Raw genomic sequence first — 26,130 nt, 5'->3', positions numbered from 1 at the left:
GGCCGGGACCCCGCGTCCGGGGTCAGGCGGGGGTCGGCTCGGCCGCGACCCGGCGCAGGTGGGACTCGGCCAGCGCCACCTGGTGCGGTGAGCCGACCAGCGCACCCTGCTCCCGGGCCGCCGTCCACCACCGCCGCGCGCCGGCCTGGTCGGCCAGCCGCTCGGCGATCCGGCCCAGCAGCTCGTCGTAGGCGCCGAGCGTGAGCGCCGGCGTCCCGAGGACCGCCTGCCTGCCGCGGTAGGGGAGCAGCGACTCCGCCGCCGACGCCCAGTCCCGCTCGTCCCCCAGCCACAGCGAGCTCTCGGCCTGCAGGTACAGCGCGACGTCACTGGCCCAGTCGCGCACCAGCGTGCGGCCCCAGCGCGCGCGCAGCCGGCGGGCCTCGGCCAGGTCGCCCGATTCGGCGGCGGCCAGCACCGCCATCTCCTGCAGCAGCGGGTTGCCCTCGTCCCCGGTCTCGACCAGCAGCGGCAGCGCCTCGCCCTGGCGGTGGTCGGCCCGCCGCAGGGTGAACTGGTGCGCCGCGTAGGCGTGCCGCGCGTGCGGGGTGACCCGCCGGAAGAGCTCGTAGGCCTCGGTGGTCAGCTCCTCCGCGCGGGCGGCGTTGCCGCGGAGCCAGGCCAGCCCGCCGGCCTGCCAGAGCACGTGCGGGCGCACCTCCGGCCCGCTCAGCGACACCGCCAGCCGCCGGGCCTGGGCGTGATCGGCCTCGAACCCGGCCAGGTCGCCGAGGTGCAGCCGGATCGCCGCCCGGTGCAGGTGCGCCAGGAACTCGGTGCGCCGCGGCAGCCCGCGACCGGCCAGCTCCAACGACTCGTCGGCCGCCGCCAGCCGCAGCTCGGCGGCGCCCGGACGCCCCCACACCGCCAGGCTCAGGTTGTTCAGCGTCCGGCCCAGCAGCTCCGGGTCGCCGATCCGCCGCGCCATCGCGACCGCCTGCCCGGCGGCCCGCACGCCGCGGTCGTCGGGGCCGAACGCCAGCTCGACGCCGAGGGTGCCCAGCAACCGGGCCGTGGTCGGGTCGTCGCCGTCCCCGCGCTCGGCGAGCAGGTCCTCCAGGACGGCGACCATGTCCTCGTCGACCACCCCGTGCGGTCGCCAGTTCCACAGCGTGACGCTGCCCCAGACCGCCGCCGCCTCGGCGAGGCACTCCCGGTCGTCGAGCTGGCGGGCCAGGCAGATCGCCTCGGCCACCACCTCGCGCGCCTCGGTCAGCTGGCCGCTGCGGAGCAGGTCGTTGCCCAGGGCGGTGAGCAGGTCGTGCCGGGTGCGCGCCGCGTCCGGCGCCTCCGGGTCGAGCAGCTGCAGCGCCCGCCGGCCGTGCGCGGCGGCCTCGCCGTGGGCCAGCCGGGCCCGCGCGGCGCGGGCGGCCGCCCCCAGGTAGAGCAGCGCCGGGCCGGGCCCGACCACGGGGAGCGCCTCGACGAAGTGGTGGGTGAGCCGTTCCACGAGCCCGTCGTCCGTGGACGTCGTGATCCGCCGTTCGAGCGCCTCGCCGACGCGGGCGTGCAGCCGCGCCCGCCGCACCGCGGGCAGGTCGCCGGCCAGCACCTCCTGCACGAGCGCGTGGGCGAACCGCCAGCTCCACGGCCGCCCGCCCTCGACCACCAGGCCGACGGCGAGGGCCGAGTCCATCGCCGTAAGCGCGTCGTCGACGGCGACGCCGGCCGCCTCCAGGAGGCCCAGGGACACCTCGCGGCCGACGACGGCGGCCAGTTCGAGCACCTCGCGGGCGCCCGCGGGCAGCCGGGCGAGCCGGGTGCGCAGCACCTCCCCGACCGACGGCGGCACCGGGACGACGTCCAGGTGGAGGTCGTGGGCGCCGACCATCCAGCGCGACAGCTCGACGACGAAGAACGGGTTGCCGCCGGTGCGGTCGTGCACGGTGGCGGCCAGCGCGCGGTCGCCCGGGGAGCCCAGCTGAGCGGTCAGGAGCGCGGCGACGTCGTCGGCGTCCAGCCCGCGCAGCCGCAGGCAGGTGGCGGCGGGCTCGCGGGCGAGCCGGGCCAGGCAGTCCGCGACGGCCTCGGGCAGCGGCTCGCCGACGGTCCGCGCGGTGACGACCAGCAGCACCGGCGCCCGGGGGAGGTGGCGGGCGAGCAGGCCGAGCAGCTGCACCGACGTGGTGTCGGCGCCCTGCAGGTCCTCGAGGACGACGAGCGCCGGGCGGGATGCCGCGGCGGTCAGCCGGGCGCGCAGGTCCTGGAACAGCCGGAAGCGCGCTGCGTCGGCGTCGTCCCCGGCCGCCTCGTCGGGGACCAGCTCCGGCTGGCCCAGCTGCTCGAGCACCTGCGTCCACGGCCACAGGGGCGGCGCACCCGTGTCGTCGGCGCAGCGGCTCCACGCCACCGGCCACCCCAGGAGCCGGGCACCGTCGGCGACCGTCTCGGCGAGCCGGGTCTTGCCGATGCCCGCCTCGCCCTCGATGACGACGACGGCGGATCGCCCGCCGGCCACCTGCTCGGCGACCGCGCGCACCTGGTCGAGCTCCGCCCGGCGGCCGACCAGCGCGTCCACCGAGGCGCTCGGCGCGGGCGCGGGAGCCGGCGGCAGCACGGGGCGGGGCAGCCGCTCCAGCAGTCGCGGGTCCTGCCGCAGCACGGCCTGCTCCAGGTCGCGCAGCTCCGGCCCGGGGTCGATGCCCAGCTCGTCGCGCAACAGGTCGGCGCACCGGCGGCAGGCGTCCAGCGCCTCCGCCTGCCGGTCGGCGGCGTACAGGGCCGTCACGAGACGGGCCCACAGCCGCTCGCGGAGGGGGTGCTCGGACACCAGGTGCTGCAGGTCGGGGACGGCGGCCTCCGGGCGGCCGACCGCCAGCAGCGCGTCGCAGCGCCGTTCGCGGGCGCGCACGTGCAGCTCGGTGAGGCGGAGCCGGTCGCTCGCGGCCGCGGGCAGGTCGCCCAGCTCGGCCAGCGGTTCCCCGCGCCAGAGGCCCAGCGCCTCGTCCAGCAGCGCCACGCCCCGCGCGGGTGCGCCGGCGGTCACCGCGCGGTCGCCCTCCTCGATGAGCCGGGCGAAGCGCAGCAGGTCCAGGTCGTCGGCCTCGACCTGCAGCAGGTAGCCCGGTGGGCGGGTGATCAGCACGGTCGGCGCCTCGCGCGGGCCGCGGCCCGGTTCCAGCACCCGCCGCAGGTGCGAGACGTAGGCCTGGAGGGTGCCGGTGACCGTCGGGGGCGGCTCCTCGCCCCAGAGCGTGCTCACGATGCGGTCGATGCCGACGACCCGGCCGGCCTCCGCCAGGAGCAGGGTCAGCAGCGCCCGGGGCTTGGCCCCGCCCACGTCGGCGGGGCTGCCGTCGGGGCCGGAGACCTCGAGCGGCCCCAGGACTCGGAAGCGCACGCCGCAGGATGCTCCCAGCGCGGCGCCCCCGGGGGCACCCCTTTTCGCGCGGTGGGCCTGCAGCGGGCCGCAAGGTGCTCGTGCAAGTCGGCTCCAAGCTCGCGGCAAGCGGGGCCGCGCACGCTTCCGCCGTCCCGAAAAGCCGCGGCCCGACCGCGGTGCCCCACCCGCGGTCACCACCGCGGCAGCGAAGAGGAATCCGCATGTCCCTCACCGAGCTCCCCCGCGAGCCCGAGCAGCCCGTCGCCCTCCTGGACGCCGACGCCGTGAACGCCCTCGTACCGCCGTTCCCCGCGGCGGACGTCGACGTGCTCCGCGGCCTCGTCCACGGTCCCGTCTACGCCGCCGGCGACGACGGGCTGGCCGCCGAGGTGGCCACCTGGAACGTCGCGATACAGCACACCCCGTCGATCGCCGTCGGCGCCACCTGCGCCGCCGACGTCGCCGCCGCCGTCTCCTGGGCCGTCGCCCGTGGTCTGCGCGTCGCCGTCCAGGCCACCGGCCACGGCCCGGTGCGCAACGCCGCCGGTTCCATGATGATCACCACCCGCCGCATGCAGGGGCTGTTCATCGACCCCGAGCGGCGGACCGTCCGCGTCGAGGCCGGGGTGAAGTGGAAGCGGCTCATGGAGTCCGCCGCCGAGTTCGGCCTGGCGGGGTTGTGCGGCTCGTCGTCCGACGTCGGGGTGATCGGCTACACGCTGGGCGGCGGCGTGGGCTCCCTCGGCCGCAAGCACGGGTTCGCCGCCGACCACGTCCGGGCGGTGGAGATCGTGACCGCCGACGGGCGGCAGCGCACGCTCTCCCCCGACTCCGAGCCCGAGCTCTTCTGGGCGGTCCGCGGCGGCAAGGGCAACTTCGGCGTCGTCACCGCCCTGGAGATGGACCTGGTCCCGCTGACCGGCCTGTACGCCGGCGGGGTCTTCTTCGCCGGTGAGGACATGGCCGCCGTCCTGCACGCCTTCGGCCGCTGGTCACGCGAGCTGCCGGAGGAGGTCGGCACCTCGGTCGCGATCCTCCGGCTGCCCGACATGGAGTTCCTCCCGCCGCCGCTGCGTGGGCAGACCGCCGTCCACCTCCGCTACGCCTACTGCGGCACCGACTTCGACGAGGGCCAGCGGCTGGTCGAGCCGATGATGCGGGCCGGCCGGATCCTGCTCGGCTTCATCGGGCCGATGCGGACCGACGAGATGGACTCGATCCACATGGACCCGGTCGACCCCGTGCCGGCGTGGGAGAAGGGGCAGCTGCTCACCGAGCTGACCGACGACGGCATCGACGCCCTGCTGGCCGTGGCCGGCCCGCAGGCGGAGATCCCGCTCATGATGGTCGAGCTGCGCAAGCTCGGCGGGGCCTTCGCCCGCGCGCCGAAGGTGCCCAACGCGGTGGCCGGCCGCGACGGGGGTTTCTCGATGCTGGCCCTCGGGCCGGGCGTGCCCGAGCTGGCCGAGATCGTGCCCGCCGTCGGGCGGGGCGTGCTCGGGGCGATGGCGCCGTGGCGGGCCCCCGGGTGCCTGACCAACTTCCTGGGTGACGTCTCCGGCCCCGGGGAGGTGGCCGCGGCCTACCCGCCCGGGGTCTACCAGCGGCTGGCCGAGGTGAAGGCGGCGGTCGACCCGGAGCGCGTCTTCTCCTTCGGCCACGCCTTCTGAGAGATCGCCCCCGGCGTCACGGGCCCCTGACCCCGGCCCTCCCGGCGCCGCGCCGGCCTCTCGTCGATCAGGTGACCTGATCATGAAGCGTCCTCCCTCACCGCACACCGTGAGGGAGGACGCTCGACGATCAGGTCACCTGATCATGGCGCGGGGCGTTCAGTCGGGGAGGAGGACGCCGGGGTTGCAGATGCCGCGGGGGTCCAGCCGCTCCTTCACCGCCCGCAGCACCTCGACGCCGAGCGCCCCCACCTCGCGCTCCAGCCACGGCCGGTGGTCGGCGCCGACGGCGTGGTGGTGGGTGAGCGTCCCGCCCGCGGCCAGGAGCGCGTCGGTCGCCGCCCGCTTGGCCGACAGCCACTGCTGGATGGGCAGCGCGTCGTCGCGGTCGGCCAGCACGGTGAAGTAGAGCGAGGCGCCCGTGGCGTAGCCGTGCGAGACGTGGGCCATGACCAACGGCCGGTGCCCGCCGCGGGCCAGCGACTCCTGCAGCGCCCGGCGGGTGGTGTCGTACACGGTGGGCAGCGCCGTCCAGGTGGCCGCGGTCTCCAGCGTCTCCACCAGCAGGCCGCCGTCCATGAGGCGGTCGCGCAGGTAGGGCGCCTCGAACCGGTGCCGGCGCCACGAGTCACCCACCCGGCGGCCGAGCCGCACCGCGCCGCCGTCGCGCAGCAGTGCCGCGGCGGCGCGCGTCCGGGCGTGCACCAGGTCGGGCACCCCCTCCCAGCCCACGACGAGCAGGCACCCCTCGCCGTGGCCCCGGGCCCGCAGCCCGCCCCGCAGCGCCCGCGCGCCGGTGCCGGCGGCCATGAGCAGGTTGGCCTTCGTCTCGTCGGCGTCGGAGAGCCGGACGACGTCGGGGAGCAGGTCGTGGCGGGCCAGCAGCTGGAGCGCGGCCAGCCCGGCCGCCCAGGTGCGGAACGACCAGCCCTCGTAGGAGCTGGCCGAGGGCTTGGGCCGCACCCGCAGCGTCAGCTCGGTGATCACGCCGAGCGTCCCCTCCGAGCCCAGCGCCAGGCCGAGCAGGTCGGGCCCGGCGGCCGACGCCGGGGGGTGGCCGAGCTGGAGCACCCCCGAGGGCGTCGCCAGGGTGAGCCCCGCGACGAGCTGGTCGAAGCGGCCGACCCCCGTCGAGGTCTGGCCCGCCGACCGCGTCGCGGCGTACCCGCCGAGCGTGGCGAACTCCCAGCTCTGCGGCAGGTGGCCGAAGGTCAGCCCCTCGCGGGCGAGGGCCTGCTCCAGGGCCGGCCCGCGCATGCCCGGACCCACGGTGACCAGCGACGACGGCACGTCGAGGGCCTGCACCGACGCCATGCGCGAGAGGTCGACGGCGAGGGTCGGGCGGTCGTCGGCGTCCACGCCGGCCAGCCCGCCGACGACGCTGGTGCCGCCGCCGAACGGAACGACGACGATGCCGCGCTCGCTGCACAGCGCCAGCAGCGCCGCCGTCTCCTGGGTGGTGCCCGGGAGCACGACGCCGTCCGGCGCGTCGGAGGCGTCGCCCTCCCGTCGGCGCAGCAGGTCCAGGTAGCTCTTGCCGCCGGCCCGGCGCAGCCGCGCGTCGCGGTCGGTGCGCACGTGGTCCTCGCCCAGCAGGCCGGCCAGGGCCGCCCGGTCCTCCTCGGGCAGCCGGCAGGGCGCCAGGCGGATCTCGTCCACGGCGGCGGGCGGGGTGTGCCGGGGCTCCCAGCCCAGCTCGCGGGTCAGGAAGCGGCGCGCGGCCTTGGTCAGGGCGCCGTCGGGGCTCTCGTCCCCCGGGGTGGCGGGGCGCGGGCCCCAGCCCTGGATCGTCAGTTCCGGCTGCTCGGGCACGGCTACAGTCTGCCGGTGCCGCAGCGCTGGGGGACCGGGTGATCGGCTCCCTCTCACCCGAGCGCCGCGCCCGCGACCTGGCCGCCGTCGCCGGGGCCGCCGTCGACGTGGTGGTCGTCGGTGGCGGGGTGACCGGCGCCGGGGTGGCCCTGGACGCCGCCTCGCGCGGCCTCTCGGTGCTGCTGTGCGAGCGCACCGACCTGGCAGCGGGCACCAGCCGGTGGTCCTCGAAGCTCGTGCACGGCGGCCTGCGGTACCTGGCCCACGGCGAGCTCGGGCTGGCGCGGGAGAGCGCCCGCGAGCGCGCCGTCCTCATGGGGGCGACGGCGCCGCACCTGGTGCGCCCGCTGCCCTTCCTGGTCCCCGATGCCGCCGGCCGCGACGTCACCGCGCTCGCGGAGCTGGGCGGTCGGCTCGGCGACGCGGTGCGGCTCTCGGTGCCCGGCGGCCGGCGCTCGCTGCCCGCGACCCGGCGGGTGGAGGCCTCCGACGTCGGCCGGCTGGTGCCCGCGGTGCGGCCCGGCGGTGGCGGCGTCGTCTTCTGGGACGGGCAGCTGACCGACGACGCGCGGCTCGTCGTCGCCCTGGCCCGGACGGCGGCCGCCCACGGCGCGCGGGTGGTCACCGGCGCGACCGTCACCGCCGTCGACGGCGCGGACGTGCACGCGACCACCGACGAGGGCCCGCTCACCGTGCGGGCGGGGGTGGTGGTGAACGCCGCCGGGGTGTGGGCGCAGCGGCTGGCGCCCCACATCCGGCTGGTGCCCTCGCGCGGCTCCCACCTCGTCGTGCCGGGCGTGCGGCTGGGCTCGCCGTCGGCCGCGCTGACCGTGCCGCTGCCGGGGTCCCGCTCGCGGTACGTCTTCGCGCTGCCGCAGCCCGACGGCCTGGTCTACCTCGGGCTCACCGACGAGCCGGTCGAGGGGCCGGTCCCCGACGACGACGCGGCACCGTCCGACGCCGAGGTGCGGCAGCTGCTCGACACCGTGAACCAGGTGCTCGCCGAGCCGCTCACCCGCGCCGACCTGGTGGGCGCCTACTCCGGCTACCGGCCGCTGGTCCTGCCCGAGTCGGCGGGCACGGGGCCGGGTGGCGCCACCGCCGACCTCTCCCGCCGGCACCTGCTCGCGTGGGACGGACCGGTCCTCTCCGTCGTCGGCGGGAAGCTGACCACCTACCGGGCGATGGCCGAGGAGGCCGTGGACGCCGTCGTGACGCGGCTGGGGCGGGGCGCGGCGCGGTCGACCACCGCGCGGCTCGCGCTCGCCGGGGCGGCGCCGCGGGTGGCGCTGGACCGGGTGCCCGCACCGGCGCGGCTGGTCGCCCGGTACGGCACCGAGGCGCCCGCGGTGGAGGCGCTCGGACCGGCGCTGGTCGTCGCCGGGCGGCCGGAGACGGTGGGGGAGCTGCGCTTCGCGGTCCGGCACGAGGGCGCGCGCACGGTGGCCGACCTGCTCGACCGCCGCTCCCGCATCGGGCTGGTGCGCGCCGACCGGGAGCGGGCGGTGCCGGTGGCCGAGCAGGTCCTCGCCGAGGGCTGACCCCGTCCGCCGGGATCAGGTTCCCTGATCATGGCGCGTCCTCCCGCACGGTGGGCGCTGAGGGAGGACGCGCTGCGACGGGGGAGGACGGCGGCATCTCATCAAGCGGGATGCCGGTTCCACTAGCCGGGACGCCGGGCCACACTGCGCCCGTGGACACCTACACCCACGGGCACGCCGAGCCGGTCCTGCAGTCGCACCGGTGGCGCACCGCCGAGAACTCCGCCGCGCACCTGCTGCCCGCGCTGCGCCCGGGGCTCGACCTGCTCGACGTCGGGTGCGGGCCCGGCACGATCACCGTCGACCTCGCCGCCCGGGTGGCGCCCGGACGCGTGCTCGGGCTCGACCTCTCGGCGGACCCGCTGGACGAGGCGCGGACCGCTGCCGACCGCGCCGGCGTCGAGGTCGCCTTCGCCGTCGGCGACGTCTACGCCCTCGACCTGCCCGACGCCTCGTTCGACGTCGTCCACGCCCACCAGGTGCTGCAGCACCTCACCGACCCGGTGGCCGCACTGCGGGAGATGGCGCGGGTCTGCCGGCCGGGCGGGCTGGTCGCCGTCCGGGACGTCGACTACGCGGCCACCACCTGGTTCCCCGCCGACGAGGGGCTCGACCGGTGGCTGGCGCTCTACCAGCAGGTGGCCCGCCGCAACCGCGCCGAGCCCGACGCCGGTCGCCGGCTGCTGGCCTGGGCGCACGCGGCGGGGCTCCGCGACCTGACCGCGTCCACCTCGGCGTGGTGCTACGCGTCCCCGGCCGAGCGGCGGTGGTGGGGCGGCTCGTGGGCGGGGCGGGCGACGGCGTCGTCCTTCGCCGAGCAGGCTGTGGCCTACGGCCTGGCGACGCCGGGCGACCTCCAGGGCATCGCCGATGCGTGGCTGCGCTGGGCCGACGCCGACAACGGCTGGCTCGGCATGCTGCACGGGGAGCTGCTGATCCGGGTGTGACCACGCGAGATCGGCGATCCCGCCCGGATCCCGGCGCTGGAGAGGGCCGGATCGCCGATCTCGCCGGCCGGCCACTGGTCCAGGGCGGTCACCCCTGGCGGGCGGCGTTGGCCTGGACGGCGGAGCTGACGTACTGCGCCAGGCCGGGCGCGCGCTGGTCGTAGTGGGCGGCGAACCGCTCGTCCTCGACGTACATCCGGCCCAGGTCGGCGTGCATCTCGGGCGGGCAGTCGTAGAAGTTCCGGCTGATCTGCTGCCGGTGCTCCTCCGCGAGGTCCATCGCCTGCGCCGAGTCGGCCGGGACCCCGGCCCGCAGGGCGGCGGCGAAGCGGGCCTCGACGTCCTCCCCCTCGGCCAGGATCTGCAGCCAGTCCTCCTTGGAGTACGCCGCGGTCCGGCGCTTCGTCTGCGCGTAGGCCTCCGTCTCGCCCCAGCGCTCCTCGACCTCGGCCTCGTACTGCTCGGGGTCGTGCTCCCCGAACACCGCGAACCGCTCCTCCGGGGTGAGTCCGATTCCCATGGCTCTCGCCTCCATCTCCTTCTCCACGGCCGCGACCATCGCCTGCGTCCGATCCAGCCGGTCCCGCAGCAGCCGGTGCTGCCGGCGCAGGTGCTCGGCGGGGTCGGCGGACGGGTCGTCCAGCAGGGCCGCGACCTCCTCGAGGGGGAACCCGAGCTCGCGGTAGACCAGCACCTGGTGCAGCCGGTCCAGGTCGGCCCGCGCGTACTGCCGGTAGCCGGCCGACGTCCGCCCGGACGGCCGTAGCAGGCCGATCCGGTCGTAGTGGTGCAGCGTGCGTACCGTGACGCCGGCCATCGCGGCGACCTCGCCCACGTTCATCGGATCCCTCGCTCCCTCTGACGAGGAGAAGGCAACGGCCTGACGTCGCGTCAGGGTCAAGCACGTTTATGGTCGCCCGGTGAGCGGGGGAGCGGAGAGCTGGGGCGCGGCGCTGCACGAGGCCGTGCTCGACGCCACCGCGGTGACCGCCGGCACCCGCCTGCTCGACCTGGGTTGCGGCGCGGGCGAGCTTGCCCGGCGCGCGGCCGGCCGGGGCGCCCGCGTGACCGGCGTCGACACCGATCCGGCCGCCGTCGCGGAGGCGGCCGCGGCGGTGCCCGGCGGGACCTTCCTCGTCCGGCACGCGCAGGACCCTCCGCCCGGGCCGTTCGACGTCGTCACCGCCGTCCAGTTGCTGATGCACGTCGCCGACCCGGTCGCGGTGCTGCACCGGGCCGGGCGCGCGGGTGGGGTCGTCGCCGCGACGGTGTGGGGCCGGGACCGGGAGTGCGACCTGCGGGTGCTGCAGGAGGCGCTGGCGCCGGGCCGGCCCCGCCGCGGGCCGGCGGTGAGCGAGCCGGCCCGGCTGCGGGCGATGGCCGAGCGGGCGGGGCTGGCGGTCGAGCGGCTCGACGAGGTGGTCGTGCCCTTCGACTACGCCGGTGCCGACGAGCTGGTCGGGCCGCTCATGGTCACCCCGCTCGCCCGCTCGGCCGTGCGGCGGACCGAACCGGAGGCGCTGCGCGACACGGTGCTGGAGCACCTCGAGCCCTACCGCACCGGCGACGGCGGCTACCGGCTGCAGAACCTCTTCCGGGTGCTGGTGGCGCGGCAGGTCTAGGAGGTCGTGGGCTCGAGGACCGCCAGCGCCGGGATCTCGCCGGCGACGCCCGGCCGCCAGGTGATGTCCGCCTGGTCCATGCGCGGGCGCCAGGACCGCATCGCCGAGCGGTGCGGCTCCGCGATCGCGAAGGCCCGCGCCGCCCCGGCGTCGTCCCACCACGACACCGTCGTGAACCGGCGCGCCAGCGGCTGGGCGCGCATGCGCACCGAGCGGGCACCGGGGCTCCGCACGGCCTGCCGGTACGTGGCGAGGGACGTGCGGAAGAACATCGGCACGTCCCGGAGCCGCCGCAGGTGCAGGCGGGTGTCGACCACGACGCCGGGTCCGGGGCCCGGAGCGGGCGAGGTCCAGGCGAGGTCGGGGATCAGGCCCATGACTCCTCCTTCGACTTAACGGGTGTAAAGCAGCGTAGGCCCTTTGCTTAACGCCTGTAAAGTGTCTTCGTGCCCGCCCGCGACCTCCGCGCCGACCTCCTCGCCGCGGCCACCACGCTGCTCGAGCGCGAGGGCTCGATCGCCGCCGTCAGCCTGCGCGGCGTGGCGCGCGAGGCCGGCGTCAGCGCGCCCGCGGTCTACGGCCACTTCGCCGACCTGGACGAGCTGCTGCGCGCCGTCCTGGACGAGGGCTTCGAGCAGCTGCGGTCGGCGGTGCTGGTAGCCGTCGAGCGCGAGTCCGACCCGGTGCGACGGCTGCTCGCCGGGTGCCGGACCTACGTGCTGGCCGGCCTCGCCGCACCGGCGCGGTACCGCGCCATGTTCGGCCCGCGGAAGCCCGACAGCGCCGAGATGGCGTTCGCCGTCCTGGTCCAGGGCATCGAGGCCTGCGTCGGGGCGGGCCGATCCCGCAGCATCGACCCGCGGGAGGAGGCCACGCTGGTGTGGACGGCGCTGCACGGCGTGGTCACCCTGCGGTCGGCCGCGCCCGCGCCGGGCTGGCCGGACCTCGACGGGCAGCTGTCGGCGCTGGTGGAGCGGCTGGCGCTGCTGACCCCGCCGGTCAGCTGAGGGCGCGGACCGTCTCCACGGCGGCGACGGCGACGGCAGGAACGGGCCTGCCGGCGCCGGGCGGGCCGACCCGGCGGACCGGCCGCGGTCCGTGTGAGGATCGGCGCATGCCCGACGCCATCTCCCCCGAGGACCCGTTCCCGCGCACGCGGATCACCGTCAAGGACGCCGAGATGGCGTACGTGGACGTCGGCACCGGGGAGTCGATCGTCTTCCTGCACGGCAACCCGACGTCGTCCTACCTGTGGCGCAACGTGATCCCGCACGTCCAGCACCTCGGCCGCTGCGTCGCCCCCGACCTCATCGGCATGGGGGAGTCCGAGAAGCTGCCCGACCCGGCCCCGGGCACGTACTCGTTCGACACGCACGCCGCCTACCTGGAGGAGTTCCTGGACCGGGTCTTCGTCGGCGACCGCATCACGCTCGTCCTGCACGACTGGGGCTCCGGGCTCGGCTTCGACTGGGCCGCCCGCCACCCGGACCGGGTCCGCGGCATCGCCTTCACCGAGGCGATCGTCATGCCGGTCACCTGGGACGACTGGCCCGCCGACGCGCGCAACATCTTCCAGCTGATGCGCGGCCCGAACGGGGAGGCCGCCGTGCTGGACAAGAACGTGTTCGTCGAGAAGATCCTGCCGGCGTCGGTGGCCCGCGGGCTCACCCCCGAGGCGCACGACCGGTACCGCGCGCCGTTCCCGGGGCGCGAGGACCGCTGGCCGACGCTCGAGTGGCCCCGTCAGCTGCCGATCGAGGGCGAGCCGGCGGCCGTGGTGGAGCGGGTCCAGCAGTACGGGGAGTGGCTGGCCGGCAGCGACGTCCCCAAGCTGTTCATCGACGCCGACCCCGGCTCGATCCTGGTCGGCCGCCAGCGGGAGTTCGTGCGCAGCTGGCCGGCGCTCACCGAGGTCACCGTGGCGGGCAGCCACTTCGTCCCGGAGGACTCGCCGCACGAGATCGGGCGCGCGGTGGCCGACTGGCTCCCCACGCTCGCGTAGTCAGACCAGCGCGCGGACGGTCTCCACGGCGGCGATGACGGCGAAGACCAGGAACAACCCCGCGGCCACCCGGCGGATGAGCGCGATCGGCAGCCGGTCGGCGAGGTTCTTGCCGAGGAACACCGCGAGGCCGGAGACGACGAGCAGGGCGGCCCAGGAGCCGACGAACACTGAGAGCGGCGCGTCGTAGCGCGCGGCCAGGCCCGCGGTGGCGAGCTGGGAGAGGTCGCCCCACTCGGCGGCGAAGAGCACGCCGAAGGAGATGGCGGCCGCCCGGAGGAACGACGTCTGCTCGCGGACGTCGGCGGCCTCGCCGGCGTCCTCGGCGCCCGCGGTGGCGCTGCGCCAGAGGATCACCGCGCCGACCAGGAACAGCAGCGCGACGACGCCGGTGACCAGCGCCTGGGGCAGCAGCGACAGCAGCGAGCCCGCGGTGACCGCGATCGCCACCTGCAGGCCGAACGCGGTGCCGACGCCGACGAACACCGGCAGCGGCGGGAAGCGGGTGGCCAGCACCAGGCTGGCGAAGAGCGTCTTGTCGGGGAGCTCGACCGGCAGCACCAGGACGAACGCGGCCAGGACGACCGACCAGATCACGACGAACCCTTCTCGCACGGCACTGCCGGGCGGGGCTCGGGCAGGCGACCTCTCGGTGGACCACCGTAGCGGCCGCCGGGCGGTGCGCGACGTGGGGTCAGGGGGCGGGGACGACGGGGCCGGGCTCCGGCCGCGGCGCGGGGACGCGCGCCTCCCGCCGGGCGGCCTTGACCCGGTACATGGCGGCGTCCGAGGCGGCCAGCGCGGAGTCCGGCGTCTCGCCGGGACCGCACAGCGCCACCCCGATGCTGATGCCGACGGCGTGCTCCGCGCCGTCGGCCTGGCGCAGGGGCTCGTCGAAGGCGGCGGTGATCCGGTCGGCGATGACCTGGGCGGCCCGCTCGGAGCCGGCCTCCGGGCACAGGACGACGAACTCGTCACCGCCGATGCGCGCGACGGTGTCGCCGGGGCGGATCTCGGCGGCCAGCCGGCGGGCGGCCACCACCAGCACCTCGTCGCCGGCGGCGTGCCCGGCGGTGTCGTTGACCGGCTTGAACCCGTCGAGGTCGCAGTAGAGGACGGCCATCTGCCGGCGCGCCCGCTCCGCGGCGGCGAGGGTCTGGTCGAGCCGGTCGAGCAGCAGGTTCCGGTTGGGCAGGCCGGTGAGCGGGTCGTGCAGCGCGGCGTCCCGCAGCGCCTCCTCGAGCGCCCGCTGCTCGGTGACGTCGGTGAGGGTGACGACGATGCCCAGCAGCGAGCCGTCGACGTCGTGCACCTGGACGCCCGAGCCGGACACCCTGCGCAGGGGCCGGTCGGGGAGGGCGATGCCCATCTCGGCGTCCTCCACGCGGCCCTCGGTGTAGACCCGGCTGAAGGGCACGTCGCCGTAGGCGAGGGGCGTCCCGTGGACGTCGGTGAGCCCGAAGGTCCTCGGGATGTCCTCGACCGCGACGGTCGGGTCGGCGTCGAGGCCGTGCCAGGCGCGGGCGGCGGCGTTGAAGAGGGTGACCCGCCCCTCGGCGTCCCCGCCGATGACCCCCACGGGCAGCACCTCCAGCAGCGACTGCGTGAACGCGGTGGAGCGGGCGAGCTCCTGGTGCGCCCGCGCCGTCTCGGCTCGGGCCAGCTGGCTGGCGGCGGCGAGGTCGGCGAGCTCGCGGGTCTGCTGCCCGGCTCGCACCAGCGTGCCCACGGCGGCGGCGACGTCGGCGAGCCGGGCGCGCTCCTCGTCGGTGAAGGCGTGCGGCGTGGAGTCGAAGACGCAGATGGCGGCGACCGTGCGGCCGTCGACGACCACCGGGACGGTGCCGAAGGCGCGCATCCGCGCCCGGCGGCCGTCCACCCAGGGGCTGCGGGCGAACCCGGGGTCGTCGGTCAGGTCGTCGCAGGTCTGGACGCCGGGCCCCCGCTCGAGCACCGTCGCGACGATCGAGCCCGCGCGCGGCCAGGCGGCGCCCCGGAAGCCGTGGACCGCCATGACGTGCATGACGGCGGTGTCCATGGTGATCACCGCGGCGGAGGGCATGTTCGTGACCGCGGCGGCCACCCGCACCAGGCCCTCGAGCGCGGGGTCGGCGTCCATGAGGGGGAGGTCCACGTCCGGATGCCCGGGCGCCGGCGTGTGCCCGGCCGTGCTGGTCATCCTGTGTCCCCCCGCCGACGTGGCCGGCGCATCCGGTCCGTCCAGTCTCGCAACGGCGGGCGCCGCCGCCTGGTTGAGGGACGGCGTGTCGATTCCCCCGCACGGGTAGGTCCGCGGCTCCCCCGGGCATCCCCCTGGTCGAGAACCCCGGTGCGCCGGGGCGCCGTCGGGTCTACCGTCCCGGTCATGCGCCGACATTGATCCGCACCGCCCCCGCTGCCCCCGGCGGCCAGGCCGCTCGCCCGCCTGGCCATCGGCTGGGCCGCGCTCTCCGAGTGGGTGCCGCTGTACCCGCTGTACGCCCTGCTGTTCCTCGACGCCGGGGTGCCCGCCACCGAGCTCTCGGTGCTGTTCGGCCTCTGGTCGGTCACCGGCCTGGTGGCCGAGGTGCCGGCGGGGCTGCTCGCCGACCGGTGGTCCCGGCGGGGCGTGCTCGTCCTCGCCGGGGTGCTCCAGGCGGCGGCGTTCGTGGTCTGGACGGCGGCCCCGTCGACCGGCGCCTTCGCGGTCGGCTTCGTCCTCTGGGGCCTGGCCGGCGCGGGGACCTCGGGCACCGCGGAGGCGCTCGTGCACGACGGGCTGGCCGAGATCGGCGCGGCGCACTGCTTCGCCCGGGTCCACGCCGCCATGACCGCCGCCGAGCTGCTCGTGCAGGTGCCGACGGCGCTCGCGGCGACGGTCCTGCACGCGCTCGGCGGCTACCCGCTGGTGGGCTGGGTCAGCGCGGCCGCCTGCCTGGGCGCCGCCGGGCTGGCCCTGCGGTTCCCCGAGGCGGAGAGCGACGGCGGGGACGGCGAGGAGGCGGCCCCGGGCCCCGGAGCGCTGCTGCGCCGTCCGGCCCTGCTCGCCGCCGTCCTGGCCGTGGCCCTGGTCGGCGGGCTGGACGCGGTGGAGGAGTACTTCCCGGTGCTCGTGGCCGAGCGCGGCGTGCCCGGGCTCGCGGTCCCGGCGGCCGTGCTGGTCGTCTCGCTCGCCGGGGCCGCCGGCGCCGCGCTCGGCGGCCGGCTGGTGCGCCCTCCGGGCCGCGTGCTGGGCGGGCTGCTGGTCGCCGCGGGCGCGGGGCTGCTGCTCGCCGCCGCGACGGCCGGGCCGCCGGTGGTGGTCGTGCTGGGCCTGGCCTACGGGGTCTACCTGGCGGTGCTGGTGGCCGCGGAGGCCGAGCTGCAGCGGCGGATCAGCGGCCCGTACCGCGCGACCATCACCTCGGTCGCCGGCACCGGGGTCGAGCTGTCGTCACTGCTGGTCTTCGCAGCGTGGGCCGGCGGCGGCGGCAGGGCGGTCGCGCTGCTCGTGCTCGCCGTCGTCCCCGTCGTGGTCCTCGGGCTGCGCCGCCGGGGCTGATCCGGCCAGCGGCAGGGACAGCCGCGGCAGGAGCACCTGCACGAGCGGGCCGATGGCCAGCGCGTAGACCACGGTGCCGAGACCCAGGGTGCCGCCGAGGAGCCACCCGGTCGCCACGACGCCGAGCTCCACCGAGGTCCGCACGAGCCGCACCGACCGCCCGGTGCGCTCCACCCAGGCCGGTCATCAGGCCGTCGCGCGGCCCGGGCCCGAGGCGGACGCCGATGTAGGCGGCCGTGGCGACCGCGTTGAGCAGGACGCCGGCGACCAGGAACCCGGCCCGTGCCGCCGGCGCTCCCGGCGCGGGCAGGACGGCGAGCGTCGCGTCGACGGCCAGACCGATGACCAGGACGTTGCTCACCGTGCCGAGCCCGGGCCGCTGGCGCAGCGGGATCCACGCCAGCAGCACCAGCGCCCCCACCGCGATCGTGACCGTGCCCAGCGACCACCCGAGTCGCCCCGCGAGCCCCTGGTGCAGCACGTCCCAGGGCATCACGCCCAGCGCCGAGCGGACGAGGAGCGCCATCGAGGCGCCGTAGAGGGCCAGCCCGGCGTAGAGCTGCAGCAGCCGCCGCGGGGTGCCGCCGACGGTGGCGGGGGCGCCGGCGAGCAGGAGACGCTGGTTCACCCGGCGATCATCGGTGACGACCGGCCCGGCGACCGCAGGCCAATCGGGAGGATTGGCTCACGTCGCCGGGCGCGCCGCCCGCGCCCGGCGCAGGTACTCCGACGGCGGCTGCCCCACCACCGCCCGGAAGTCGCGGCTGAAGTGCGCCTGGTCGAACCAGCCCAGCGAGGCGGCCAGCCCGGCGAGGTCGGTCACCTCGCCGGAGTCGATGAGCGCGGCGGCGTCCTGCAGCCGGTAGCGCGCCAGCACCGCCTTCGGCCCCAGGCCCACGTACCGCGCGAACGACCGTTGCAGCGAGCGGACGCCGGTGCCGCCCAGCTCGGCGACCTGCTCCACCCGCACCAGCTCACGGTCGGTGGCCATCCGGTCGACCAGCGCGAGCAGGTCGAGGTACTCCGGTGCGGGCGCGGGAGCCCGCGGGGCCAGGGCGGCGTCGAGGACGGCGGCCCGCGCGGCGTCGTCCTCCTCGGCGAGCACCGCGGCCAGCAGGGGGGCCGGCTCCAGCCCGAGCTCACCGGCCAGCGGGGCCACCGTCTCGCGGCCGGGGCGCCTGCCGGTGAACGCGGCGAAGCCCCCGGGCCGGAACTTCACCGCGGTGACCCTTCCAACTCCCACGAGCTCGACGGTGAACCGGCGGGACACGACACCGTGCACGAGCACCGCGGGCAGCGCGAAGCCGAAGCGCGGCCGGGTGCCGCTCTCGACCGACACGTTCACCGAGGGGTGGCTGAGCACGTCCGAGCGGAAGGGCGGCAGACCGGTGCGGTCCCAGCGCACCGACCAGTAGCGCTCCACGAAGGGGGAGAGGGCGGCGGAGACGGCGGCGTCCCGGCGCAGCCCGGCCACCTCCCCGGTCTCCTCCGGCCGGAGGACGCCGCGCATCGAGGGCGGTGTCGTGTTCGTCCAAGACGCCACGGCCGGAGCGTAGGGACGATCCGCGGCATGTCCACGACCTGGAAGCCCGCCGGCTACACGACCCTCACCCCCTTCCTCGTCTGCGCCCCGGCCGCCGAGGCGATCGGCTTCTACGGCGAGGTCTTCGGCGCCACGCTGGTCAGCCGGATGGACGGCCCCGGCGGCACCGTGCTGCACGCCGAGCTCCAGTTCGGCGAGGGACGGCTGCAGCTGTCCGACCCGAACGACGAGTACGGCCTGGTGGCGCCCACCCGGGACGGCGACCGGGTGAGCGGGTCCACGTGCATCTACGTGGCCGACGTCGACGCGGTCTTCGCCGCCGCGGTCGAGCGCGGGGCGACGGTGCGCGAGGCGCCGTCCACGTTTGTCACCGGTGACCGCTTCGCCTCGGTCCTCGACCCGTTCGGCCACCGCTGGGCGGTCATGACCCGGGTGGAGGACCTGACCCCGGCCGAGGTGGAGCGCCGCCTGGCCGAGTGGGGCGCGGCGCAGGGGTGACCGGCCGCGCCGGCGACGGCGCTCAGCCCCAGAGCGGAGGGACCTCGGCCGGCGGAGCGACCGGGTGGGCCGCCTCGGCGGCGGCCGTGGCGGCCCGCAGCACCTCCTTGACCGGTAGCTCGCGGGCGCGGGCCAGCGCGGCGACGTCCTCGTACTCGACGCTCACGTTCACGACCCGGTCGCCGGAGACGGCGAGCTTCACGCCGACGGGGGCGCCGAGCACCTCGACCGTGGCGTGCGCCCGCTCCAGGGCGACCTTGCCGACCTCGACCACCCGCAGCCCGATCGTCGACGTCGTCGCGAAGACGGCGGCCTGCACGGCGGGCAGCACCTCGGGACGGCACAGCGCGGACAGGGTGTGCGCCGGGCGGCCCTTCTTCATCAGGATCGGGGTGAGCCACGCGTCCGAGGCGCCGGCCGCGAGGAGGGCGTCGAGGACGGCCGGCCACAGCCGCGGGTCGAGGTCGTCGACGTTGGCCTCCAGGACCACCGGGCGGGCCGGCGCGGGCTCGGCGGGCTCGCCCAGCACCAGCCGCACGACGTTGGGCAGCTGCTCCGGGTCGCGGCCGCCGGCGCCCACGCCCACGCGCTCGACGCGGAGCGCGGGCAGCGTCGTCCACTCCTCCACCCGGGCGGCGAGCAGGGCCGCGCCGGTGGGCGTGCACATCTCGGCCGGCACGGCGCCGGCGTGCACCGGCACCCCGGCGAGAAGCTCCAGCACCGCCGGACCCGGGATCGGGACGACGCCGTGCGCCCCGCGGGCCGAGCCGCTGCCCAGCGCGACGGGGGAGGCGGTCAGCCGCGACAGCTCCAGGTACTCGAAGGAGGCGACCACCCCCACGACGTCGGCCAGGGCGTCCAGCGCCCCGACCTCGTGGAAGTGCACGCGCGCCGGGTCGATGCGGTGCACCCGGCCCTCCGCGACGGCCAGCCGCTCGAACACCGCGAGCGCGCCGTCGCGCACCGGTGGGGGCAGCGCCGAGGAGTGCAGCAGCGCCCGGACGTCGGCCCAGGTGCGCAGCACGTCCGACGGCGGCGCGTGCACGTGCACCCGGGTGGCGCCGAGCCCGTGGCGGGTCACCTGCTCGGTGGTCAGCCGGACCTGCTCGACGGGGAGCGCGGCGACCGCCTCGGCCGGCACGTCCAGCGGCACCCCGGCGTCGACGAGGGCGCCCAGCAGCATGTCGCCCGAGGCCCCGGCCGCGAGGTCCAGCCAGCCGATGGTCACGGCCGCCGCGCGCTCCTCCGCGCGACACGGGCGGCGAAGATGCCGGCCGAGCAGCCGTCGTCGACCGAGGTGACGACCACGCCGGTCCCCGCGGGGTGCAGCATCGACACGAGCGCGCCCAGCCCGCCGAGGCCGCCGGGGTGCGCGGCCGACGTCGGCACCGCGACCACCGGGACGTCGGTGCGCGCGGCGAGCGAGGTCACGACCGCGGCGTCGGCGCCGGCGACGACGACCAGGCAGTCGGTGCCGTCGGGCACGGAGCCGTCCTCGACGCGGACCACCTCCGTGCCGGAGGCCCGGGCCACGAACGCCGCCTCGGCCGCGACGACGGGGTCGGCGCCCGCGGCGCGCAGCACGGTGGTGCGGCCGGCCGGCTCGGGCAGCGGGCCGACGACGGCGGCCATCGCGGCGCCGTCCATGGTGGTGACCGGTCCGTGCTCGCCGGCCACCGCCACCAGCGTCTCCGCGGCGGCGCGCAGCACGAGCACCGGGCGGTCGGGGGTGTCGCGGCGCGCCTGGCGGACCAGGGCCAGCACCTCGTCGACCGTGCGGCCCGGAGCCCGGACCACCGCCGGGCCGACCTCCTCGGCGGGGCGGTGCGCGGGCGGGGTCGGCACGAGCAGCGGCTCCCCCGGGCGCGCGGTACCCAGCGGGGCGTGCGCGTCGCCGAGCAGCGCGGCGAAGCCGGCCGCCTCCTCCCGGACGGCCGCGGCGGCGCGGGCGGCGTCCTCCGCCGGGCTGGGCCCGTCGGGCACCTGGCGCACGGGAGCGGCGGGGGACGGCTGCGCGACGCCGTCGGTGGCTCTCGTCTGGGTGAGCGCCGACAGCCGCACCACGCGGTCCCGGCCGCCGCGCTTGGCCTCGTAGAGCACGCCGTCGGCGGCCGCGAACAGGGTCTTGCGGTCGTCACCCCGGGTGGCCGAGGCGATGCCGGCGCTGATGGTCACCGGGACGTCCAGGCCGAGATCCACCCACGGGTAGCGGGCGACCGAGGCCCGGATCCGCTCCAGCGCCCGCTCGGCCTGCTCGGCGGTCGTCTCGGGCAGCAGGATGACGAACTCGTCGCCGGCCCAGCGGCACACCTCGTCGGTGTCGCGGACCCCGGCGACCAGCAGCTCGCCGATGGTCCGCAGCACGGCATCGCCGGCGGGGTGCCCGGCGGTGTCGTTGATCGCCTTGAAGGTGTCGACGTCGACCACGGCCAGCGCCGGGACGTCGCCCGCCGCCAGCAGCCCGTCCAGCCGCGCCTCGGCGTAGCGCCGGTTGGGCAGGTGGGTGAGCGGGTCCTCGTAGGCCTGCCGGCGCAGCTGACCGGCGGCGCGCTCGGTCTCCAGCAGGCTCTTGCGCCGGCCGAACAGCTCGACCCAGCGGGTGCGCCGCTCGTCGACCCGGTCCAGCTCGTCGGCGAGGTAGGCCTGCAGGTACGGGAGCGCCCGCCCGGCGTCGTCGAGGTCGGCGTGCAGCGTGCACAGCTCGCGGAGGGCGGCGCGGCGCAGCCGCGGCAGGCCGTGCTCGGTGGCCAGGGTCAGCGCGGCGACCAGGTGCTCGTCGGCGGCGTGGCCCTCGCCCTGCCGGCGCAGCGCGCGCCCCAGGGCCAGCTGCGCCGAGGCCATGCGGTCGCGGTCGGCAGTGGCGGCGGAGAGCCGCACGGCGGCGCGCAGCGGCCCGACTGCGGCCGTCTGCTCCCCCATGCCGACCAGGGCCCACCCGTGCACGACCTGGGCGGGGACGACGCCGGGGGAGTCCGGCGGCAGCTGCACGAGCGCCTGCTCGGCCAGCGCGCGGGCCTCGGCGAAGTACGGTGCGGCCGACTCGGGAGCGCCGTCGTCCAGGAGCCCCTCGCCCAGCTCGGCGCAGAGCTCGCCGAGGCGGGTGGCGGCGACGGCGACGAGCACGTCGGGGTCGCCCTCCGCGGCGGCGGGGCCGGTGGCGACCGCCTGGGCGGCCTCGAGCGAGCGGCGCTGGTAGTCCAGGGCCAGCGGCATCAGCTCGAGGTCGGCGAGCACCCCGGCCAGCGTCCCGAGCGTGTCCACCAGCAGCGGGCTCGGCGCCAGCCCCGGGTCGAGCAGGCTGGCGGCCTCGACGGCCTCGTCCATCGCGGCGTCGATCCGGCGCGAGAGCAGCTCGATGCGGGCATGCCGGGCCAGGCCGGCGGCGCGCTGCAGGGCGTCGTCGGAGGCGTCGAACGCGGCCTTCGCCGAGCGGACCAGGGCGATGGCCAGCGCCGCGCGCGAGGCGGACTCCGACCGCGCGTCGGGCTCCGTGCCGTCGGGGGAGCCCTCGCCGGCGCCGTCGATCAGCCCGGCGACGCCCGCGTGCAGGTCGAGGGCCGGCTCGGCGGCGGAGACCGGGTCGCCGACGAGCGTGAACCCGGCGACGCGGAGCCGGCGCACCAGCAGCTCGGCGCGCAGGGTGTCGGCCCACGCGCGGCCCAGCGACACCGGGGCGCCCTCGGGCGCGTCGGCGGCCGGGGTGGCTGCGACGTAGGGCGACGGGTCCCGCTCGACCCCGGCGAGCAGCTGCTCGGCGTCGTCGAGCTGCCAGTTGCTGAGGGCGGCGGTCACCCGGTGGTGCAGGGCTCCCGGTGGCACGAGCGCACTGTGCATGTCGTCACCGACAGTGTCGAGGACGTCACGCTGAACGCGCCGTCCCTCGTCCCTCCCGCCCCACGCGTGCAGGATGGTCACGCACTCGCCCCGCGATCCGCCGGCCCCACCTCGGCCGGCCCGTGCGCGCGGACCCGGTTGCGGCCGAGGCGCTTGGCGGAGAAGAGGTGCAGGTCGGCGGTGTCGAACAGCGACCGCCAGCCGGTGACCGGGCTCGGCTGGCCGTCGGTCACCGCGGGCGCGGTCGCGACGCCGATGCTGACCGTCACCGGCGCGGAGAGCTCCAGGTCCCGCCAGTCGGCCTCGGCGACCGCCGAGCGCAGCCGCTCCATCACCACCACGGCCTGCGCCTCGGTCGCCGTCGGCAGCACGACGAGGAACTCGTCACCGGCCCAGCGGTAGACCTCGTCGCCGGTGCGGCTGTGCTCGCGCAGCAGGTCGGCGACCCGGCGCAGGACGGCGTCCCCGTGGGTGTGCGAGGTGTCGTCGTTGACCTCCTTGAACCGGTCGACGTCGACGACGGCCAGCGACAGCGGCTCCTCGCCCAGCCGCAGGGCGCCCAGCCGCCGCTCGGCGCTGCGCCGGTTGCCCAGCCCGGTGAGCGGGTCCTCGAGCGCGTGCCGCCGGAGCACCGCCTCCTGGCGCTCGGCCTCGCGCAGCCGGCTGCGGCGGACGAACATCTCCGCCCACAGCGCCCGGCCGCGGGCGTGCGCCCGGCCGGTGTCGGCGCGGTAGGCCTCCAGCCAGTGCAGCGCCTCGGCAGGGCGACCGAGGTCGGCGTTGCCCTGCCCGAGCTCGAGCAGGCTCTGCCGGTAGCGGCGGCGGTCACCGGCGGCGGCGAAGGCACCGGAGGCCTCGACCAGCAGGTCGATCGCCTCCTCGCCGGGAGCGGTGCGCCCGTCGCGCGCGGCGAGCGCCGAGAGCACCCGGGCCAGCGCCAGGTCGGCGTACCCCCGCAGCCACAGGCCGCCGTCCCGCTGCAGCGCGCGCCGCACGCGGCGCAGCGGCCCGAGCGCGGCGTCCGGGTCGCCGCTGCACATCAGCGCCCAGGCCTGCACCACGTCGAGCAGGTCGGCGTCGGCCTGGTCGGGCGACCAGTCCAGCTCCCGCGCGCCGGTGGCGCAGGTGATCGCCTCGCCGGCGAGCTCGGCGGAGCGCTCGGTCTCCCCGCGGCGGCGCATCGTCTGCGCGAGCTCGACGTGCTGGCGGGCCGAGAGCAGCAGCAGCCGCCCGCGGTCGTCGACGTCGGGCAGGGCCGCGGCCACCTGGTGCCCGCGGACGGCGTGGTGGACGGCGAGCTCCTCCAGGTCCAGGCCGGAGAGCGCCATCGACAGCCAGCGGTGGGCCTGCAGCAGGGCACGGGACGGCGGCGCGGACGGCCCGTCGGTGAGCAGGCTGGCGTCGACGGCGAGCAGCATCGCGGAGTCGAGGTGGTCGGCGGTCGTCTCGACGTGCGCCAGGTAGGCCATGAGCAGCGCCGTCTCGGCCGACACCGGGCAGGCGTCGAGCTGCTCGCGGGCGGCCGCGATCCCGGCGGCGGCCGCGCCGGGTTCGCCGTCCACCAGGGCGCGACGGGCGCCGAACGCGTGCCGCCAGGCCGGCCACGGCGCGCCGAGGTCGTCGGCGAAGGCGTCGTCGGCCTCGTCGACGAGGGCGAGGAAGGGGGCGTGGTCCTCCCGGTCGCTGGCGTCGAGCAGCCGCCACAGGAGGGTCTGCAGGGCGCCGGGAGCGACACGGGCCGGACGGGCGGTCACGCATCCCTCCCTCCGCGGTGGGGCCCCGGAGGGCCGGTCCTGCCGGTTCCCGACACCCCTACCGGGCCGGGCGACCGCCTCGTACCGTGCGCACTACCCTCGTCGGATGCCCGGGATGCCACCCAGTCCGTCTCCGACGCGGTTCGCCTATCTCGGGCCCGAGGGTACCTTCGCCGAAGCGGCCCTGAGCAGGGCGATCGCCACTGCCGGGGGACGGCGGGACCCCCACCCGAGTGTCTCCGCGGCGCTCTCCGCCGTCCGTTCGGGGGACGCCGACGCGGCGCTCGTGCCGCTGGAGAACTCGGTCGAGGGGTCCGTGCCGGCCACCATGGACGGCCTGGCCGACGGCGCCACCCTCGTCATCACCCGCGAGGTCTACCTCGAGGTGGCGTTCGTCATCGCCGTCCGCCCCGGGACGGCGCTCGACGCCGTCCGGTCGGTGGCCAGCCACCCGCATGCCCTCGCCCAGACCAGCGGCCGGCTGGCCGAGCTGCTGCCCGGCGTTCCCCCGATGCCCACGGCCTCGACCGCCGCCGCCGCCTCGGCCGTGGCCGCAGGGAAGGTCGACGCCGCGGTCTGCGCGCGGATCGCAGCCGACCGCTACGGCCTGGAGGTGCTCGCCGACGACGTCGCCGACACCGCGGGTGCGGTGACCCGGTTCGTGCTCGTGCAGCCGCCCGGCCCGCTGCCCGCGCCGACCGGCAACGACAAGACCTCGCTGACCGTCGTCGTCGGTGACCGCACCGGTGCGCTGCTGGACGTGCTGCGGGAGTTCGCCGTCCGCGGCATCAGCCTGACCCGCATCGAGTCGCGCCCCACCCGGCAACGGCTCGGCGTCTACTCCTTCTCCCTGGACTGCGAGGGGCACGTCGCGGACTCCCGGGTGGGGGAGGCGCTGGCCGCGTTGCACCGGGTGTGCGACGACGTCCGCTTCCTCGGCTCGTACGCGCGCGCCGACGGGCGGGACAACCGGTCGGTGCCGGCGGAGTCGTCCGACGACGCGTTCGTCGAGGCCGGGCAGTGGCTGGCCCGGGTGCGCGCAGGGGAGCTCTGAGCCGCGGCTCGCCGCCGTCGTAGGCCACGCAGGGTGGCCGCGCTGCGGCGCCGTGCTCTTCCTGCTGGATCGCCACCGCCGGCTGACCCGGCTCAGCCCAGGCGGGCGCGCAGCTCCTCGACGATCTCCCGGGTGACCGGGACCTCGACGCCCTGCCGGTCCGCCGCCCGCAGCACCGCGCCGCCGATCGCCTCGAGCTCGGTGGGCAGCCCGGCCCCGGCGTCGCGCTGCATGGAGGACCGCATGCCCTCGGGCAGCGACCAGGCGAACTCCCGGGTCGCCGCGGCGTCCCCGGCCGCCCCGTCGGCCCGCGCCACCGCGGCCACCTCGGCGATCACGGCGGTGAACTCCTCGCCGTGCTCCGCGCGCACCGTGCCGAGGTCGGTTGCGTGCCGGGTCGTCAGCAGCGCCATGGGGGCCAGGAAGCACAGCTTGTCCCAGAGCAGCCCGGCCTCGTCCGTGCGGACGGCGACGTCCACCCCGGCGGCGTCGAGCGCAGCGGCGAGGGGCTCGGCGCCCGGGGCCAGCTGCACCGCGCACAGCTGCCCCTCGTGCCGGACCTCGCCCGGCGCGGGGCGGGAGGCGAACACCCGGATCGTCCCGGCGACCACCCGCGCCGCCGCGTAGCGCTCCCGCAGCGCGGCCAGGTGCTCCACGCCGTTGAGCAGCGGCACCACCACGGCGCCGCCCAGCGTCTCGGCCGGCACGCGGTCGAGCGCCTCGTCCAGCTGGGTGGCCTTCGTCGTCACCAGGAGGACGTCGACCGGGCCGTCCAGCCGCTCGGCGCCGCGGACCCGCGCCGTCAGCTCGCCGTACCGGTCGCTGACCACCCGCACGCCGTGCGCGTCCAGGTGCGCGGCGGTCCCCGGACGGGCGAGGCAGGTGACCGCGTGCCCGTCCCGCGCGAGCAGAGCGGCGAGCAGCCCGCCCACCCCGCCGGGGCCGAGCACGGCGATCCGGAGCCCGTCCGCAGTCGTCATGGGGCCAGCCTGCACGAAGTCCTCCCGGAGC

22 protein-coding genes are annotated in these 26,130 nt (G+C 77.2%); 10 read left to right on the top strand and 12 right to left on the bottom strand.

What is annotated here, in order from left to right:
- Positions 1 to 22: 22 nt before the first annotated feature.
- The gene (locus ACI792_RS00395) at positions 23 to 3,340 is read right to left on the bottom strand and encodes a BTAD domain-containing putative transcriptional regulator (protein ID WP_456600823.1); all 3,318 of its coding nucleotides are present in this window, start codon (positions 3,338 to 3,340) and stop codon (positions 23 to 25) included.
- 203 nt (positions 3,341 to 3,543) lie between these two features.
- Here ACI792_RS00395 and ACI792_RS00390 point away from each other — a divergent pair, with 203 nt between their 5' ends.
- The gene (locus tag ACI792_RS00390) at positions 3,544 to 4,992 is read left to right on the top strand and encodes an FAD-binding oxidoreductase (protein ID WP_456600822.1); all 1,449 of its coding nucleotides are present in this window, start codon (positions 3,544 to 3,546) and stop codon (positions 4,990 to 4,992) included.
- 159 nt (positions 4,993 to 5,151) lie between these two features.
- On the opposite strand, the gene ACI792_RS00385 is transcribed toward ACI792_RS00390, so the two are convergent.
- Positions 5,152 to 6,804: an FAD-binding oxidoreductase gene (locus ACI792_RS00385; protein WP_456600821.1), complete on the bottom strand. Its 1,653-nt coding sequence runs from the start codon at positions 6,802 to 6,804 to the stop codon at positions 5,152 to 5,154.
- A 38-nt stretch (positions 6,805 to 6,842) separates the two neighbouring features.
- Here ACI792_RS00385 and ACI792_RS00380 point away from each other — a divergent pair, with 38 nt between their 5' ends.
- On the top strand, positions 6,843 to 8,345 hold the full coding sequence (locus ACI792_RS00380; RefSeq protein ID WP_456600820.1) for a glycerol-3-phosphate dehydrogenase/oxidase: 1,503 nt from the start codon (positions 6,843 to 6,845) through the stop codon (positions 8,343 to 8,345).
- A gap of 152 nt (positions 8,346 to 8,497) precedes the next feature.
- Positions 8,498 to 9,292 (top strand): methyltransferase domain-containing protein, encoded by a 795-nt coding sequence (locus tag ACI792_RS00375; protein ID WP_456600819.1) that lies wholly within the window; start codon positions 8,498 to 8,500, stop codon positions 9,290 to 9,292.
- Positions 9,293 to 9,380: 88 nt separating this feature from the next.
- On the opposite strand, the gene ACI792_RS00370 is transcribed toward ACI792_RS00375, so the two are convergent.
- Positions 9,381 to 10,133: a MerR family transcriptional regulator gene (locus tag ACI792_RS00370; protein ID WP_456600818.1), complete on the bottom strand. Its 753-nt coding sequence runs from the start codon at positions 10,131 to 10,133 to the stop codon at positions 9,381 to 9,383.
- A 79-nt stretch (positions 10,134 to 10,212) separates the two neighbouring features.
- Here ACI792_RS00370 and ACI792_RS00365 point away from each other — a divergent pair, with 79 nt between their 5' ends.
- Positions 10,213 to 10,914 (top strand): class I SAM-dependent methyltransferase, encoded by a 702-nt coding sequence (locus ACI792_RS00365; RefSeq protein WP_456600817.1) that lies wholly within the window; start codon positions 10,213 to 10,215, stop codon positions 10,912 to 10,914.
- On the opposite strand, the gene ACI792_RS00360 is transcribed toward ACI792_RS00365, so the two are convergent.
- Positions 10,911 to 11,291 carry a hypothetical protein gene (locus ACI792_RS00360; protein WP_456600816.1) on the bottom strand — a complete coding sequence of 127 codons (381 nt, stop codon included), beginning with the start codon at positions 11,289 to 11,291 and terminating at the stop codon, positions 10,911 to 10,913. The genes ACI792_RS00365 and ACI792_RS00360 overlap by 4 nt on opposite strands.
- Before the next feature lie 69 nt (positions 11,292 to 11,360).
- Here ACI792_RS00360 and ACI792_RS00355 point away from each other — a divergent pair, with 69 nt between their 5' ends.
- Together ACI792_RS00355 and ACI792_RS00350 are read left to right on the top strand one after the other, a co-directional pair.
- Entirely contained in the window at positions 11,361 to 11,921 is a 561-nt protein-coding gene (locus ACI792_RS00355; protein WP_456600815.1) for a TetR/AcrR family transcriptional regulator, read from the top strand.
- Positions 11,922 to 12,028: 107 nt separating this feature from the next.
- Complete coding sequence (locus ACI792_RS00350) at positions 12,029 to 12,916, top strand: haloalkane dehalogenase (RefSeq protein ID WP_456600814.1); 888 nt, start codon at positions 12,029 to 12,031, stop codon at positions 12,914 to 12,916.
- On the opposite strand, the gene ACI792_RS00345 is transcribed toward ACI792_RS00350, so the two are convergent.
- Together ACI792_RS00345 and ACI792_RS00340 are read right to left on the bottom strand one after the other, a co-directional pair.
- On the bottom strand, positions 12,917 to 13,513 hold the full coding sequence (locus ACI792_RS00345; RefSeq protein WP_456600813.1) for a TMEM165/GDT1 family protein: 597 nt from the start codon (positions 13,511 to 13,513) through the stop codon (positions 12,917 to 12,919).
- A 97-nt stretch (positions 13,514 to 13,610) separates the two neighbouring features.
- Complete coding sequence (locus ACI792_RS00340; protein ID WP_456600812.1) at positions 13,611 to 15,095, bottom strand: diguanylate cyclase domain-containing protein; 1,485 nt, start codon at positions 15,093 to 15,095, stop codon at positions 13,611 to 13,613.
- 279 nt (positions 15,096 to 15,374) lie between these two features.
- On the opposite strand from ACI792_RS00340, the gene ACI792_RS00335 reads away from it, so the two are divergent.
- On the top strand, positions 15,375 to 16,436 hold the full coding sequence (locus ACI792_RS00335) for an MFS transporter (protein WP_456600811.1): 1,062 nt from the start codon (positions 15,375 to 15,377) through the stop codon (positions 16,434 to 16,436).
- Here the strand turns inward: ACI792_RS00335 and ACI792_RS00330 are convergent.
- Entirely contained in the window at positions 16,329 to 16,610 is a 282-nt protein-coding gene (locus tag ACI792_RS00330) for a hypothetical protein (RefSeq protein WP_456600810.1), read from the bottom strand. The two genes, ACI792_RS00335 and ACI792_RS00330, sit on opposite strands and share 108 nt — an antisense overlap.
- Positions 16,611 to 16,777: 167 nt before the next feature.
- Here ACI792_RS00330 and ACI792_RS00325 point away from each other — a divergent pair, with 167 nt between their 5' ends.
- Positions 16,778 to 16,975, top strand: a complete 198-nt coding sequence (locus ACI792_RS00325; protein ID WP_456600809.1) for a hypothetical protein — start codon at positions 16,778 to 16,780, stop codon at positions 16,973 to 16,975.
- Between the two features lie 146 nt (positions 16,976 to 17,121).
- On the opposite strand, the gene ACI792_RS00320 is transcribed toward ACI792_RS00325, so the two are convergent.
- Positions 17,122 to 17,979: a helix-turn-helix domain-containing protein gene (locus tag ACI792_RS00320; RefSeq protein ID WP_456600808.1), complete on the bottom strand. Its 858-nt coding sequence runs from the start codon at positions 17,977 to 17,979 to the stop codon at positions 17,122 to 17,124.
- A 27-nt stretch (positions 17,980 to 18,006) separates the two neighbouring features.
- Here ACI792_RS00320 and ACI792_RS00315 point away from each other — a divergent pair, with 27 nt between their 5' ends.
- On the top strand, positions 18,007 to 18,477 hold the full coding sequence (locus ACI792_RS00315) for a VOC family protein (RefSeq protein ID WP_456600807.1): 471 nt from the start codon (positions 18,007 to 18,009) through the stop codon (positions 18,475 to 18,477).
- A gap of 22 nt (positions 18,478 to 18,499) precedes the next feature.
- Here ACI792_RS00315 and larC read toward each other — a convergent pair whose 3' ends face one another.
- The 3 genes from larC to ACI792_RS00300 form a co-directional block, all read right to left on the bottom strand.
- Positions 18,500 to 19,705, bottom strand: coding sequence for a nickel pincer cofactor biosynthesis protein LarC (gene larC, locus ACI792_RS00310; protein WP_456600806.1), 1,206 nt, complete (start codon positions 19,703 to 19,705; stop codon positions 18,500 to 18,502).
- Positions 19,702 to 22,296, bottom strand: coding sequence for a diguanylate cyclase domain-containing protein (locus ACI792_RS00305; RefSeq protein WP_456600805.1), 2,595 nt, complete (start codon positions 22,294 to 22,296; stop codon positions 19,702 to 19,704). Before ACI792_RS00305 ends, larC begins: the two co-directional genes overlap by 4 nt.
- A gap of 92 nt (positions 22,297 to 22,388) precedes the next feature.
- On the bottom strand, positions 22,389 to 24,065 hold the full coding sequence (locus tag ACI792_RS00300; protein ID WP_456600804.1) for a diguanylate cyclase: 1,677 nt from the start codon (positions 24,063 to 24,065) through the stop codon (positions 22,389 to 22,391).
- Between the two features lie 106 nt (positions 24,066 to 24,171).
- Between ACI792_RS00300 and pheA the strand changes: the two genes are divergently transcribed.
- Complete coding sequence (pheA, locus tag ACI792_RS00295; RefSeq protein WP_456600803.1) at positions 24,172 to 25,119, top strand: prephenate dehydratase; 948 nt, start codon at positions 24,172 to 24,174, stop codon at positions 25,117 to 25,119.
- Positions 25,120 to 25,211: 92 nt separating this feature from the next.
- Here the strand turns inward: pheA and ACI792_RS00290 are convergent, their stop codons facing one another.
- Complete coding sequence (locus ACI792_RS00290; RefSeq protein ID WP_456600802.1) at positions 25,212 to 26,099, bottom strand: ketopantoate reductase family protein; 888 nt, start codon at positions 26,097 to 26,099, stop codon at positions 25,212 to 25,214.
- Positions 26,100 to 26,130 lie beyond the last annotated feature (31 nt).

The organism is Blastococcus sp. SYSU DS0669 (genome assembly GCF_054050895.1).
This window is presented reverse-complemented; position numbering and strand designations above follow the sequence as displayed.

Excerpts from the sequence above, each read along its gene's own strand:
- ACI792_RS00360 (WP_456600816.1), bottom strand. The coding sequence starts at position 11,291 with ATGGGCCTGATCCCCGACCTCGCCTGGACCTCGCCCGCTCCGGGCCCC.
- ACI792_RS00290 (WP_456600802.1), bottom strand. The coding sequence starts at position 26,099 with ATGACGACTGCGGACGGGCTCCGGATCGCCGTGCTCGGCCCCGGCGGG.
- ACI792_RS00390 (WP_456600822.1), top strand. The coding sequence starts at position 3,544 with ATGTCCCTCACCGAGCTCCCCCGCGAGCCCGAGCAGCCCGTCGCCCTC.
- ACI792_RS00340 (WP_456600812.1), bottom strand. The coding sequence starts at position 15,095 with ATGACCAGCACGGCCGGGCACACGCCGGCGCCCGGGCATCCGGACGTG.
- pheA (WP_456600803.1), top strand. The coding sequence starts at position 24,172 with ATGCCCGGGATGCCACCCAGTCCGTCTCCGACGCGGTTCGCCTATCTC.
- ACI792_RS00325 (WP_456600809.1), top strand. The coding sequence starts at position 16,778 with ATGACCAGGACGTTGCTCACCGTGCCGAGCCCGGGCCGCTGGCGCAGC.
- ACI792_RS00350 (WP_456600814.1), top strand. The coding sequence starts at position 12,029 with ATGCCCGACGCCATCTCCCCCGAGGACCCGTTCCCGCGCACGCGGATC.
- ACI792_RS00315 (WP_456600807.1), top strand. The coding sequence starts at position 18,007 with ATGTCCACGACCTGGAAGCCCGCCGGCTACACGACCCTCACCCCCTTC.
- ACI792_RS00370 (WP_456600818.1), bottom strand. The coding sequence starts at position 10,133 with ATGAACGTGGGCGAGGTCGCCGCGATGGCCGGCGTCACGGTACGCACG.